The sequence below is a fragment of the Pedobacter sp. KH_004 genome, from assembly GCF_057840755.1.
This window is the reverse complement of record NZ_CM174519.1, coordinates 2,184,075-2,199,627: the sequence shown is the minus strand read 5'-3', so window position 1 is coordinate 2,199,627 and position 15,553 is coordinate 2,184,075. Positions and strand designations below refer to the sequence as shown.

8 protein-coding genes are annotated in these 15,553 nt (G+C 40.6%); all 8 read left to right on the top strand.

Annotated features, from left to right (window positions below; all coding sequences use genetic code 11):
• The first annotated feature begins 3 nt into the window (after positions 1–3).
• The 8 genes from AC3ITD_RS09330 (at position 4) to AC3ITD_RS09295 (ending at position 15,453) form a co-directional block, all read left to right on the top strand.
• A complete protein-coding gene (locus tag AC3ITD_RS09330; RefSeq protein WP_489365927.1) occupies positions 4–1,833 on the top strand; it encodes a RagB/SusD family nutrient uptake outer membrane protein in 1,830 nt (609 codons plus the stop codon).
• 8 nt (positions 1,834–1,841) lie between these two features.
• Positions 1,842–2,522, top strand: a complete 681-nt coding sequence (locus AC3ITD_RS09325) for a DUF3823 domain-containing protein (RefSeq protein WP_489365925.1) — start codon at positions 1,842–1,844, stop codon at positions 2,520–2,522.
• Between the two features lie 61 nt (positions 2,523–2,583).
• On the top strand, positions 2,584–4,506 hold the full coding sequence (locus AC3ITD_RS09320; protein ID WP_489365923.1) for a glycoside hydrolase family 43 protein: 1,923 nt from the start codon (positions 2,584–2,586) through the stop codon (positions 4,504–4,506).
• A gap of 15 nt (positions 4,507–4,521) precedes the next feature.
• Positions 4,522–7,008 carry a glycoside hydrolase family 2 TIM barrel-domain containing protein gene (locus tag AC3ITD_RS09315; RefSeq protein WP_489365921.1) on the top strand — a complete coding sequence of 829 codons (2,487 nt, stop codon included), beginning with the start codon at positions 4,522–4,524 and terminating at the stop codon, positions 7,006–7,008.
• Between the two features lie 59 nt (positions 7,009–7,067).
• Positions 7,068–9,053 (top strand): glycoside hydrolase family 97 protein, encoded by a 1,986-nt coding sequence (locus AC3ITD_RS09310; protein ID WP_489365919.1) that lies wholly within the window; start codon positions 7,068–7,070, stop codon positions 9,051–9,053.
• 220 nt (positions 9,054–9,273) lie between these two features.
• Complete coding sequence (locus tag AC3ITD_RS09305) at positions 9,274–13,344, top strand: hybrid sensor histidine kinase/response regulator transcription factor (RefSeq protein ID WP_265801450.1); 4,071 nt, start codon at positions 9,274–9,276, stop codon at positions 13,342–13,344.
• Positions 13,345–13,400: 56 nt separating this feature from the next.
• On the top strand, positions 13,401–15,056 hold the full coding sequence (locus AC3ITD_RS09300; protein ID WP_489365917.1) for an alpha-L-fucosidase: 1,656 nt from the start codon (positions 13,401–13,403) through the stop codon (positions 15,054–15,056).
• Positions 15,057–15,111: 55 nt separating this feature from the next.
• Positions 15,112–15,453 carry an L-rhamnose mutarotase gene (locus AC3ITD_RS09295; RefSeq protein ID WP_265801447.1) on the top strand — a complete coding sequence of 114 codons (342 nt, stop codon included), beginning with the start codon at positions 15,112–15,114 and terminating at the stop codon, positions 15,451–15,453.
• Positions 15,454–15,553 lie beyond the last annotated feature (100 nt).

Here is a 15,553-nt window from a genome sequence, read left to right as displayed (position 1 = left end):
AAAATGAAAAAATTATATATAGGTATTGTGGTTTCCTGCTTATGGCTTAGCAGCTGCAAGCACGATGAATGGTTTCAACGCGAATCTAAAACAACCATCACCGATGAACAATTGTGGAACGACCCTAAACTCGTTACGTCGCAATTGGCCAATTATTACGATCGTCTACCATCCTTACATGGAGTGTTTAACACTGGCGGTATGACCGAAATTGACGATGCTATGTGGTCTGGGACACGAGATCAGAATGGAAAAAATGATTTTCAGTACGGAAGTGATTATGGCCGCTACTGGGATTATGGTCTCATTCGTGATTTGAACCTTTCGCTTGAAAGCATAGAGCAGTTCAGTATCAAACTTACTCCTGAGCAGAAAAACCTTTTCAAAGCAGAAATGCGCTTCATGCGGGCTTTTGTTTATTTCGAGATGGTGAAGCGGATGGGTGGAGTGCCTTTGGTTACCAGACAGCTGATTTACGATTTTAGTGGTGACCCGACGCCTTTACAAACACCAAGAGCTAAAGAACATGAAGTTTACGATTTCATTTACAGCGAAATGGAAGCGATTAAAAATGATCTGGCCACCAATAATGGGATCAAAACTCGGGCAAACAAATATACTGCGCTGGCGCTAGAAAGCAGAGCGATGTTATATGCGGCGTCGATTGCAAAGTACAACAGCTTGATGGCTGCGCCAATTAGTACTCCTGGTGGCGAAGTTGGCATTCCAGCTGCTATGGCTACAGATTATTACAACAAATCGTTAACGGCCTCAAAAGAAATCATGAGCGGTCCTTTTGCTTTGTTTAATGAAAACGCAGATAAGGGCGGCAATTTTTATGACATGCTGAATAAAAAAACCGGTAGTGAGGTAATTTTTGCTAAAGACTTTGCCGTTGGTTTAAAAGTGCATCGTTTTACTTACGATAATATTGTGAAAAGCATGACTGAAGATAATGAGGCTTCATCTGCAATATCGCCTTCATTAAGTTTGGTAGAAAGTTTTGATTATCTAGACGGAACCAGAGGAACTTTACGTGATAAGGATGCAAATGGTAACTACATCGCTTACAGTAACCCGATGGAAATTTTTGCTGGAAAAGATGCCCGTTTATTTGGAACAGTAATTTACCCGGGTACTACATTTAAAAGCAGTCCGGTAAGGTTACAGGCAGGTGTTGCTGTTTGGAATAACACTTCCTATCAACTATCTACTTCGGCCGAGCTGGGTAAAAACTATACCGATGGCCAAACCTGGACAGGGTTTGACGGGCCGAAAGATGACGCTGTTGATGTAAGTAATACAGGATTTTATATTCGCAAAATGGTTAGCGATGCGCCAGCTGCAAGTACAAGAGGCACATCTGCAGCAAATTGGTGGCCATTGTTTCGCCTGGGCGAAATTTACTTGAACGCTGCAGAAGCTGCTTTTGAATTAGGCAGACCAGAAGCCCTAGGATATGTAAACTCCATCAGGGCAAGAGCTGGTTTTCCAGCAAATAGCCTTAGCGCATTAACCAATAACATCATCCGTAACGAACGCCGTGTAGAGCTTGCTTTTGAAGATCACCGTTATTTTGATTTGAAAAGATGGCGTATTGCCCACCTGGTTTGGGATGGCTCAGAAACTGATCCAAATGCAGTGGTTATGGGCTTGTATTCTTACCGGGTTATACGTCCTGGGCATCCAGATAATGGCAAATACATCTACGCAAGAGTACGACCAACACGTTTCAGACGGGCAAGGTTTTTCCGTATGACGAATTATTATTCATCAATTGCACAAGATGTTTTAAACAACAATCCAAAAATTGTTAGAAATCCTTTCCAATAACACAAATTATGAAACTAAAATTTTTAATCATATTTACAGCAGCTGCCAGCCTGTTTCTGTCGGGCTGCGGATACGATAATTTCGATGCGCCAGAGCTTACCTTATCGGGTCGTGTGGTTTATCAAGGTAGTGCACTTAGTGTGAGAAATAATGGACCACAGCTCGAACTTTGGCAAGATGGCTTTCCGCTGCGTTCTCCCATTACGGTTTACATGCAACAGGATGGAAGCTTTTCTGCTAAACTTTTTGCAGGCCAATACAAATTTGTACGCCGGGCAGATGCGCCATGGTTGCAACAGGCAACAGATACTGTTCGCGTTAACCTGACTGCAAATATGAATCTTGATGTTCCGGTAACGCCATATTTTACCATAACAGGAGAATCTTTTGAGAGATCAGGAACCAGTATTGTTGCAAAATTAGTCGTGAATAAGGTGGTGCCTACAGCCAATCTAGATTTTGTACGCCTATATCTGGGCAAGTCTATTTTAACCGATCAGGTACAACGCGAGGTAAGGGTAGATGCCAGTTTAGGCAATGTAGTTTTAGGACAGCAATTGCAAATTTCTTCAGGCGCTTTGCCTGATAATTTAAAAAATCTCGACTTTGTTTATGCCAGAGTAGGGGTTAAATCTACCTCGGCTGGAGAATATATTTATTCGCCGGTACAAAAAATTAGTTTAAAATAAATTAAATTAAGTGCTGGAAATACGCCTCCTTGTATTTTCAGCACTTTCTATTGAAAAATTGATGATATCCCACAAACTACAATTCCGAATCTTCCTTATTGCGCTGCTGCAGCTTTTTTCACCATTCAATCTTTTTAGTCAACAGTACAAGGCAGGGCCTGCCGATAAAGATTATGCAGGTTATTTGTTTGTGTATTTTAAAGGCAACGCCGTAAACGATGAAGCACTTTGTTATGCCATCAGTACCGATGGATATAACTATAAAGCTTTAAACAATAATCAACCGGTGCTAGCTTCTGATAAAATCAGTTCCACTGGTGGAATCCGAGATCCTCATATTCTTCGCGGCGTAGATGGTAAAACCTTTTATATGGTGCTTACCGATATGACTTCTTCAAAAGGTTGGGATTCTAACCGGGCAATGGTGATGCTTAAATCAACTGATTTGGTGAACTGGAAACATTCCATTGTTAATATTCAGCAACTTTATAAAGGACAGGAAAATTTAAAACGGGTTTGGGCCCCACAAACCATTTACGATCCATCAAAAGAAAAATATATGGTTTACTGGTCTATGAAACACGATCAAGGACCTGATATCATTTACTATGCCTATGCCAATGATGATTTTAATGGCTTCACTTCAGAACCAAAAGTGCTCTTCACGCCGAAAAATGGTAAGTCTTGTATCGATGGAGACATCACCAATAAAAATGGTTTATTTTATCTCTTTTACAAAACTGAAGGGAATGGAAACGGGATAAAATTGGCCATCACCGATTCGTTAACGAGCGGGAAATGGATTGAGCAGGATGGATACAAACAGCAAACCAGAGATGCTGTTGAAGGTTCGGGCGTTTTTAAACTAAACAATTCTGATAAATATATTTTGATGTATGATGTTTACGGAAAAGGGAAATATCAGTTCTGCGAAAGTTTAGATTTGGATAAGTTTAAAGTAATCGATCATGAAGTAACGATGGATTTCCATCCAAGACATGGTACCATTATTCCACTTGCACGTCAGGAAATGCTTAATGTTACTGCCCGTTGGGGAACACCTAAAGGAATGGAATTGGCTTTTCGTAAAAATCCGGTATTAGATGGTTTTTATGCTGATCCAGATGTGATTTACTCCAACCAGACAAAAAAATATTACATCTATCCAACCAGCGATGGTTTTGATGGATGGGGCGGTTCTTATTTCAAAACTTTTTCTTCTCCTGATTTAAAAACCTGGACAGATGAAGGCGTTATTTTAGATTTGAAGAAAGATGTGAGTTGGGCAGACCGAAATGCCTGGGCGCCAACAATAGCCGAGAAAAAAGTGAAAGGAAAATATAAATACTACTACTACTTTACCGCTGCGCAAAAAATTGGTGTTGCCGTTGCCGATCATCCTGCTGGACCGTTTAAAGATTCTGGAAAACCATTGGTAAACTTCAAGCCGGATGGCATTAAACGTGGTCAGGAGATCGATCCGGCGGTATTTACCGATCCAAAAACGAAACAAAGTTATTTGTACTGGGGAAATGGCTACCTGGCTGTAGCAGAACTTAACGATGACATGATTTCGTTGAAGCCCAACAGCATTAAAACCTTAAACACTGATAAGACTTTTAGGGAAGGTTGTTATGTATTTTTTAGAAAAGGAACATACTATTTTATGTGGTCAGAAGATGATACGCGAAGTGAAAATTACCGTGTTCGTTACGGAATATCTAAGTCTCCACTTGGACCTATCGAGATCAAAGAAAACAATCTGATTCTACAGAAAGATCCATCAAAAGGTATTTACGGTACTGGTCATAACTCGGTGCTTCAGGTGCCTGGAAAAGATGAATGGTATATCGTTTACCATCGATTTAATTATCCAAATGGGATCACAATGGGCGATGCAGCTGGTTTTAACCGTGAAGTTTGCATCGATCAGATGTATTTTGATGGAGAAGGAAATATTGTGCCATTTAATCCTACACTATAATTAAGAATGATACGAATGAGAAAATATACCATTTTTTTTCTGGCTGCAATCCTGTTGAGCCTGAATACTTTTGCCCAGCCAGGTTTCGGAAAAGCCGAAAAAATTAATGATAACTGGAGGTTTCATCTTGGAAACATTGATGAAAAAGCAGCCTTGGAAGACAATGGCAAATCCTGGAAAAACGTACAGCTGCCTCACGATTGGAGCATTAAACAACCATTAAGCCCAACGTTGGCCAGTGCTACCGGTTATCTCCCAGGAGGCTTGGGCTGGTATCAGAAACAAGTTACCATTGCCAAAGAAGATCAGGGGAAAAAGTTTTTCATCTATTTTGAGGGGGTTTACAATCGAAACGAAGTTTTTATCAACGGACAATCAGTTGGTAAACGTCCTAACGGCTATATTTCATTCGCATACGAAATAACGCCGTTTTTAAAATTCGGCCAGGAAAATAAAATTCAGGTAAAGGTAGATCATACACAAGATGCCGACTCTCGCTGGTACACCGGCTCTGGCATTTATCGCGATGTATGGTTGGTAAAAGCTAATCCAGTTCATTTAGCACAATGGGGCGTTTATGCCTTCGCCACTGTGCAAGGCGCTAACGGAAATTTGAAAGTACAAACCACGTTGAACAACGAAATGCCAACAGCGGTCAAAGTTACCGTGATTAATGAGTTGCTTAACCAGAGCGGTGCAGTGGTGGCTAAAAAAGAAGCAAGGGCAAATTTAACGGGACAATCCAACCTCGAACTTTCGGTTGATTTGAAAGTTAATCAGCCAAAATTATGGAGTATCGATGAACCAAACCTGTACACTCTTCGAACCAGGGTAGTTCAGGATGGTAAAACAATAGACCAAACCAGTACTATCACTGGCTTTAGAGATATTCGTTTTAATCCTGATCATGGCATGACGCTAAATGGTAAGGCACTTAAGGTAAAAGGTGTTTGTCTGCATCACGATTCAGGTGTTTTAGGTTCAGAAGTTTACCCCGAAGTTTGGCGACGCAGGTTGCAAACTTTAAAAGGTCTCGGCGTAAACGCCATTCGTACCAGTCACAATCCGCAGGCTTCATCGCTTTACGCGTTATGTGATGAGCTAGGTATTCTGGTTTTGAATGAAGCTTTTGACGAGTGGGAATTCGCCAAGAGAAAATGGTTGCAGGGCTGGAATGTCGGTACTCCAGGTTTCCAGGGTTCTTTTGATTATTTTAAAGAATGGGGCGAAAGAGATTTGGCAGATATGGTAAAACGCGATCGGAATCACCTTTCTATCTTCGCATGGAGTATCGGTAACGAGGTTGATTACCCTAACGATCCATATTCTCACCCAATTTTAGCTGGTGCAAAAGAAGGTGGATTTACACAGCCAATTTTTGGAGGCTACAAAAAAGATGCGCCGAACGCGATGCATCTGGGTGATATTGCTAAAAAGCTTGTTGCGGTGGTTAAAAAATACGATCCATATCGTCCGGTTACGGCGGGTTTGGCTGGCGTAGCAATGTCTAACGAAACCGAATATCCTGGAGCGCTTGATATTGCAGGATACAATTATACCGAAAGCCGTTACCAAACCGATCACCAACGCTATCCAAAACGTGTTCTTTTTGGTAGCGAAAACCGACATGATTTTGAAGCCTGGAAAGCCGTTCGTGATAACGAACATATTTTCGGTCAGTTTTTATGGACGGGTATCGATTACCTTGGCGAATCTGGTCGCTGGCCTGCCCGTGGTTTTTATTCGGGTTTGGTTGATTTTGCTAGTTTCGTTAAGCCACGCGGATATTTCCGCCAGGCGCTTTGGTCTAACAAGCCAATGGCTTACCTGGGTACTTATCCGCTTAAAGATGGTGGAAATGCTCAAGATGCCTGGTCGCTTTTGGAGTCTGGCCAGGGAGGGAAAAAAGATATTGCACCATCAATGGATGCTTGGCCAATCTGGAACTACCAGGAAGGGCAGCAAATTCGTGTGGTTTGTTATACCAATGCGAAAAAAGCAAAATTAGAACTCAACGGCAAACAGATTGGAGAAACCAAGCCATACGATGATAAATATGGTATCATTTATTGGGATATACCTTATGCAGCTGGTCGTTTAGAAGCGGTAGGGCTTGATGAGAATGATAAAGAGATAACCCGTCACGAATTACAAACAAGCAAAAACCCAAACGCCATCAAAATCCTGCAAGGTTCAGAAATGAAGGTTAATGGAAATAAAGGCGTTGCGCAAATAGAAATTCAAATTGTTGATGAAAACGGCATAGGCGTGGAACTGTCTGATAATGAAATTACCTGTAAAATTGTTGGTAATGCAAGATTATTAGGGATGGAATCTGGAAACAATAGCGATATGGGCGACTATACCGACAACCGCCAAAGGGTTTTTCACGGTAAAATGGTTGTTTATGTACAAGCGACTGGAAAAGCTGATGATGAGGTATTGTTGAGGTTTAGTTCTCCATGGCTTAATAAAGCCGACGTTAAAGTTAAAGTATTTTAGAATAACTATAATTTAATTGTAGATGATCAGATATAAACCGCTAAAAATCAAAATTTTAAATGAATTTATATAAAAGTAAAGTGTACATCTTCAATCTTAGGTTTTTTGCGTTATTGATGTTAAATTTTTTATTGGGACTAACATGTATTCATGCGCAGAATAAAATTGTTCAGCGAAGCCCCGATCAGAAACTCAGCCTTGAGTTGGAGATAAAGGAAGGAAAACCGACCTGTCAAATCAGCTATAACGATAAAGTTTTTATGGACAAATCTCCGCTTGGATTAATCACTTCTGTAGGAGATTTTACCCAGGGGCTAAAACTCAAAAGTTATCAAGTGAAGCAAATTAAAGAGCGCTACAATTTATCACACTCCAAAGTAAGTAGTGTAAATTATAACGCAAACGAATTAAGTTGTCGGCTGGTAAATTCGAAAAACGATGCTATTCAGATCATTTTTAGAATCACTAACCGAGATGTGGCTTTCAGCTATCATCTTCCGAAAAGGAAAAATGGCGAAACAGATGCAACAATTGAATCAGAAGCCACAGGTTTTCAGTTACCAGATGAAAGTACAACTTTTATCACTCCGCAGGCACCAGCTGGAAGCGGTTGGGAAAATACCAAACCTTCTTACGAAGAAGCTTACACCATTGAAGAGCCGATTAACACCAAATCTAAATACGGATTAGGTTACACTTATCCGGCGCTTTTCCATCTGGGCAACTTAGGCTGGATGATGATTTCTGAAACCGGAGTGGATCAAAATTATGTCGGAACTCGTTTAAGCGATTCGAAGGATGGACTTTACAAAGTTTCATTCCCTCAGTCAGGCGAAAATAAAGGTGTTGGTGCAAACACAGTTACGGCCAAATTGCCTTTTCAAACCTCCTGGAAAACGATTACCCTTGGTACAAATTTGAGTGCGATTGTTGAATCAACAGCAGCTACGGATGTGGTTAAACCATTGTCGGCACAAACAAAAATCTTTAACCCTGGCAGAGCAACCTGGAGCTGGATTGTTTGGCAGGATGCCAGCTGCAACTACGACGATCAGGTGACATTTATCGACCTTGCGGCTACTTTAAATTGCGAATACATTCTAATAGATGCTTTGTGGGATACCCAAATTGGTAGGGATAAAATGGCTGAACTGGTAAAGTATGCCAGTAAGAAAAATGTAGGCGTACTGCTTTGGTATAACTCTAACGGCAGTTGGAATAGTGCACCACAAACACCAAAAAATTTAATGAACACTGCTGAAGCCAGACAAAATGAAATGGCCTGGTTGCAAAAGATAGGTGTTAAAGGCATGAAAGTGGATTTCTTTGGTGGCGATAAGCAGGTGACGATGAAGCTTTACCACGATATTTTAATGGATGCCGCGAAATTTGGGTTAAGCGTTAACTTCCATGGCACAACCTTACCGAGGGGATGGGAACGCATGTATCCCGCATTTGCTACCAGTGAATCGGTGATGGCATCAGAAAATTTAGTTTTTGAACAAAGTTTTGCCGACCGTTATGCACAAACGGCAACCATCTACCCGTTTACCCGGAATGCGGTTGCATCTATGGATTTCGGTCCTGTTTTCTTAAATGATAGGTTAAACCGAGACCCTAAAAAGGGTACCATACGCAAAACGACCGATGCCTTTGAAATTGCGACTGGCGTCTTGTTCTTTTCTGCAATACAGCATTGGGGAATTACACCAGAAAATCTAAAAGAAAAGCCATCTTTCCTGTTCGATTTTTTAAAAGTTGTTCCAACCGTTTGGGATGAAACAAAACTGATTGACGGTTACCCGGGCAAGTTTTGCATTCTGGCCAGACGGAAAGGTGTGAAATGGTATATCGCCGCTGTTAACGGAGAAAATACTGCAAAAAAAGTGAAAGTGACATTTCCAATGCTAGCTGGTCAAAATGCAATAATTATCAGCGATGGTATTGGAAAGGACGCTAAATTAGATACTAAAAAGTTTGATCAGAATACGATGTTTGAATTCGATTTGGCGCCAAATGGTGGAACAGTAATTTACATGAAATAAGTAATTGCTGGCTGCATGAATTTGAAATGATAGTTGGGTATTTGCTAAAATAAAATAAGGGAATAGGCCGAAAATAATTCCTTAAATTAAAAGACTAAAATCAGTCCATTTATAAATGTTATTTTAACGGTTATTGCTATATTTGAAAAGACCAAATATATCGCTGATACTATTTTTCCAGTTTTTCGCATGGAAGCAAGATAGTTTCAACACAAATGCTATGAATAAGAAAATCCACAAAAGTTTTATTAACAGACTGAAAGATTGTGGCTTTTTAAGTGGTCTTATTTTGGTGTTGCTATTACACTTGTCCGCTCTCTCGTTTGCTCAGGAAGGAAAAACGAAATACCTTTCTTTACAAGATGGATTATCAAATCAGCAGGTTTTAGATGTCGTTCATGATCACGATGGGTTTATTTGGGTAGCAACTGAATTAGGATTGAATCGTTTCTCGAGCAATTCGTTTAAACACTTTTACAAAGCGGAAAAGCCGGATGGTAAATCAGTAAATAGCAGTGAAATAAATACGCTTTTGTACGATAACCAAAAGCTTTATATCGGCACCCGATCTGATGGTTTAAACGTACTGGATTTAAAAACGAACACCTTTTCCTATTTCGTACATCACCCCAAGGATGAAGGTTCAATTTCGACGAACGACATTACTGATATCATTAAAAGTAAAAATGGAAAACTTTGGTTGGCTACATTTCACCAGGGGGTTCAACAATTTAATACGGCTTCAAAAAAGTTCCTCCATTTTAACCAGAAGAGTGTTCTGGCAATGCCAGAGAATAGTGTATGGTCGCTTGCTGAAGATAAAAACGGTCTTTTGTATATTGGCCATGTAAATAAAGGGGTTTCGATATTAAATCCGGCAACCAAAGAACTTCAACTGCTGGATGTAAAAACTACGGGTGGAATTCTGCCAGATAATGAAGTGAAATCGCTCTTTTGTGATAGCAAAAATAACATCTGGATTGGCACGAGAAAAGGGCTCGCTGTTTATAACCCGGTTTCAAAAAAACTGAATCAAGTTAAACTCAGGAGTAAGTCGATTAAACGTAATGAACCGTTTATCTTTTCCATCAAAGAGGTACAACATCAAATTTGGGTGGGAGCAGAGTCTTCTCAGTTATTTGCTTTAACGCCCAATTTCAATATTAATAATGACGAAATTTCTTACAGCGTGTCGCTGCCATTGGCGCTTACCCATGGAAGCAATACCTCCGTCCAGAACATCGATCAGGATCAGTTTGGGAATGTTTGGTTAGCCATTTATAGTGGTGGTTTGGCCTTTTCCTCTCACTTAAAACCGTTTTTTTCTATTCTTCCACAGCAAGAATCTTCGAGCGAAAGAAATAAAACGGCTACCGTTACGGCCGTCATTAACGATCAGCAAAACAAAACCTTGCTGGCTACTACCGGTGAAGGTATTCTACAGATAGACAATAATGGCCGTGTTGATCATATCAATGCCAATAACAGCTTGCTGGGAGATGATTTCCTTTTGTCGGGTTTTGAAGATGAAAGCGGCAATAAATGGTTTGGTTTACAAAAGGGAGGCGTTTCCTGTTATCAACCAGCTAGCAATAGCTGGAAGAAAATTGATGGCGGAAAACGCATGTCGGAAGTTAGGGCAATTATGCAGGATAGCCGAAAAAATATCTGTTTTGCCGCACAGGAAGGCCTATTTATTCTCGCTCAGGAAATAGACACGCTGCGGAAAATCACCATCACCACGCCGATGATGGGCGATTTTTCTCCACGAACTTTGGTAGAAGACCATCTTGGTAATATGTGGGTGGGCACTTACGGTCAGGGGATTTATATTTACGATCGAAACTGGAAACTAATCAAACGCGTCAGCAAAGCGGAAGGACTGGTCAGTAATACCATTAACCATGTGTATCGCGATTCGGAAAATACGATTTGGATTGCGACAAATGAAGGTTTGTCTTATCAATCATCGGGTAATCAACTGGGGAAAATTGAAACTCTTCCACTTCATCTCGGAGATGCCTGGCTAACGATCAATTCCATCACGGAAAGCCCGAAAGGAAATATTTGGTGTGCAACGAAATTGGGGTTAATCCGTTACCTTCCGGCTCAAAAAAGGCTTTTAAGTTACGATCAGGCCTTTGGATTGCCACTCGGCGGCTTCATCAACAACAGCGTATCCAAAGATAAAAACGGACGACTCTTTTTCGGAATGCCGAGTGGCGCTTGTTATTTTGATCCGGTAAACATCCCGTTAAAACTTCCTTCATCACCAATTAACATCAGCCGACTGATGGTTTTCAACACGGATGAACGCAGGGCACAAACTGAAAAATTTCCAGATGCTGAAAAAAGAATTCATCTGAAGCACGGCGAAAACAGCTTCCGCATAGAATTGGCTGTGATGGATTATGCCATGAATGATCTTCTGGAATTCAGTTATAAGTTGCAGGGCTTTGATAACAAATGGATTTCTCTCGGTGATGAAAAAAATATAGATTTCCGCAGTATTCCCTACGGCAGTTACGAACTTAAAATTAGAACCAGACAAAAAAATGAGCAGTGGTCTGAAGATTATGAAAGCCTCCACATCACGATCAAGCCGCCTTTTTACCTAAGCATATTGGCCATTGCATTTTATATCGTTGTGGTTTTGGCCACCGTAATCGCATTCTTTTTCTTTTACATTAAACGAATAAATGCAGAAGCGCAACTCAGTTTAAAAAAGCAGCAACTGGAACAAGAAGGAAATTTGCATACCGAAAGGATGAATTTCTACACCAATGTTACGCATGAACTACGTACACCGCTAACATTGATTTTAGGTCCGCTGGAAGATCTTTTGCATGAAAACCAACTGTCGCCTAAACACCGGGAACGGCTTTCAATTGTTCAAAAAAGTGCCACCAGGCTTTTTTCGATGGTTAATCAACTGTTGGAATTTAGAAAAGTTGAATCTCAGCATAAACCACTTGCTTTGCAGCCTGGATTTTTAAGGCAACTTTTAGAAGACATTGTTCAAAAATATGTTGAGGCTAGTCAAAGCAAAAATATCAACATCAGTTTAACGGCCAACACTGAAGATTTTGAAACCATTTTCGATCGAGAAATTGTACAACTCATTGTCGACAATCTCTTATCAAACGCTTGCAAACACACAAAAGCTGGCAGCGTAATGGTTTCTTTAGCTTATGAGCAAAATAGCCAGGGAAACTGGGCAGTTATAAAAGTGAAAGATACAGGTAGTGGAATAGCGTCAGCACATCTGGAAAAAATATTTGAAAAGTTTTATCAGGTTCCTCAAAATACAGGCGATGGCGCTGGTGTCGGCTTATCACTGGTGAAACAATTGGCCGCCATCCATCACGGGCAGGTGAGTGTAAAAAGTGAATTGGATTGGGGAAGCGAATTCTGTGTCAGGTTATTGGCTAATCCGGTATCGCCCCAAATTCCTTATCTATCCGAACACGATGCAGTGCTTGATGAACAAAAGAAACCACAGGTAGAATCGTTGCCAATGGTTTTGCTGGTAGAAGACGATGTTGATTTGCGGGCTTATTTATCTACTTTGTTAGCATCAAAATACAATGTGATTACTGCAGAGAATGGTAAGCAAGGCTTTCAACTTGCAAAAAGCCATGTTCCGGATATCATTGTGAGCGATTTAATGATGCCTGAAATGGACGGGTTTGCCATGCTCCAGGCTTTGAAACTGGAACGCGAAACCAGCCATATTCCAACGATTTTACTCACTGCGAAAAGTTCTGAAACGGATAAACACCGTGGCTACGAGCTGGGTTTGGATTCTTATCTCACCAAACCGATTAGCACACAATTGCTTTATGGAAGGATAGATAATTTGCTTTCCAAACGGAAAAGTTTATATGAAGAAGTGCTGTCTCAGTTATCTAATCAAATAAAAACTACAGAAGTTATAGCTGCTGAAGTGGAAGCCGACCCCTGGCGTGAAAATGATTTTGTTAAGGAGTTTGCAAATTTAGTAGAAAAATTAATGCACCAGGAAGTTTTGGACGCTGCTACATTGGCCGAAAATATGAATATGAGCCAATCTACTTTATACCGGAAATTGAAAGCGTTAACAGGAAAAAATATTAATCAGCTGGTAAGAAAAGTGAGAATGCAAAAGGCTGCCCAATTGCTTGATTCGGGGAAATACAACATCAACGAAGTATCGTTCATGGTGGGAATAAACAGTTCCATTTATTTCAGGCAGTGTTTCAAAGAGGAGTTCGGTCAGCTTCCTTCCGAGTATCAAAAAAATAAAGTGTAAACAAGGAATAATATCGAAGACGCCAATCAAATATTATCTTAAACCCATAAACCACAATGAATAGAAGAGATTTAATTAAGCAGCTTGCCATTGGAGTGCCGGCTTTAGCACTGGGAAAAAATCTTAATGCAGCCCAAAACATTTTCAATGCACCAGGGATAGGATACCTGCCGGGTCCGTTCAAGCCGACCTGGGAATCGCTTTCTGCTTACAAAACACCAGATTGGTTCCGCAATGCAAAGTTTGGAATCTGGGCTCATTGGGGTCCGCAATGCGAACCTGAGTATGGAGATTGGTATGCCCGGGAGATGTATATGGAAGGCAGCAAGAAGTATAAATACCACCTCGAAAAATATGGACATCCTTCTAAATTTGGTTTTAAAGACGTAATCAATGAATGGAAAGCCGACCAATGGAATCCGGAGGAGCTGCTAAGCTTGTATAAAAAAGCAGGAGCAAAATATTTTATGGCGCTCGCCAATCACCACGATAATTTTGATCTGTATAAAAGTACTTATCAGAAAAAATGGAACTCCACCCAAATTGGCCCAAAGAAGGATATTATAAAAGGTTGGGAAAAAGCAGCCCGGGCAAATGGAATGTATTTCGGCGTAAGCGTTCATGCGGCACATGCCTGGACCTGGTTAGAAACTGCCCAACGTGCTGATTTGAAAGGTGATTTAGCGGGCGTTCCTTATGATGGAAAGCTAACAGCTGCCGATGGAAAAGGAAAATGGTGGGATGGTCTAAATCCGCAGGATTTGTATGCTCAAAATCATCCGCTTAGCGAAGATAGTCAGGATAACGATGCTTCTGGCAAACAGTGGGATTGGGGAAACGGAGCCGCTATCCCTTCTAAAGCCTACTGCGAAAAGTTTTACAATCGTACTGTCGAACTGATTGATAATTATGGTCCTGATCTTATTTATTTCGATGATACAGCCTTACCACTCTGGCCAGTGAGCGACGTCGGATTGCGTTTAGCATCTTACATGTACAATAAAAGTATTCAGAAAAACAACGAACTTGAAGCGGTCATTTTCGGGAAGATACTGGATAAGCAGCAGCGTAAATGTATGGTTTGGGATATTGAACGCGGCCATAGCAATGAAATAGAACCTTTGCCATGGCAGGCCGATACTTGCATCGGTTCCTGGCATTACGACAGAACCATTTACAATAAAAAAAGCTATAAAAGTGCAAAAACCGTAGTGCAGATTATGGCCGATGTAGTGAGTAAAAACGGTAACTTTCTGCTGAGCATCCCTGTGCGTGGCAACGGCAGTATTGATGAATTGGAACGAGCCATTGTAGAGGAGGTTGGAGAATGGATGCAGGCCAATAGTGATGCGATTTATGATACCCGGCCATGGAAAGTTTTTGGTGAGGGTCCTTCAACTGAAAATAATCAGGCTTTAAAAGATCAGGGTTTTAATGAAGGTAAAAGTAAGCCTTTTACACCGGAAGATATTCGCTTCACCACCAAGGGAAATGCAATTTACGCCGTGGTGATGGCCTGGCCAGAAAATGGTATCGTACAGATAAAATCGATGAAACAAGGGAGCAGTTATTTGGAAAAAGCGATTAGCAGCATTGGCTTATTAGGTACGGGGCAAAATCTTTCTTTTAAACAGAATGAAAATTATCTGGAGATCGACATTAAAGATTATAAACCTAAACTTGCTTACACCTTTGCTTTGAAAATTGTTTAATTAAGCCAAGAGGCAGATAACCATTGGGTTATTGATGACATCACAATTTATAGCTATGAAAAAATATGCACTTGCGCTTGATCTGGTAAACGATGAAAAACTGATCAGTGAATATGAGGAATACCACAAAAATGGTTGGCCGGAAATCACCAAAAGTATAGTAGATTCTGGCATTACCTCAATGGAAATCTATCGCATTTCGAACCGTTTATTTATGGTGATGGAAACAACAGATGACTTTACGTTTGAAAATAAGAAGATGATGGACGAAGCAAATGAGAAGGTATTGGAATGGGAAGCGTTGATGTGGAAATTTCAACAGCCTTTGCCCGGGTCGGTGCCAGGAGAAAAATGGCAATTAATGAAACAGGTTTTTGAGTTAAATCCAAATAAATAATACTGCAAACGGAAACCGCATTGATGTTTAAATAATTGCTAAACCTATTGACTCATAGCTGCGACTTAATTTCAGCATTTAAAACGAAATCTTTAAAGGC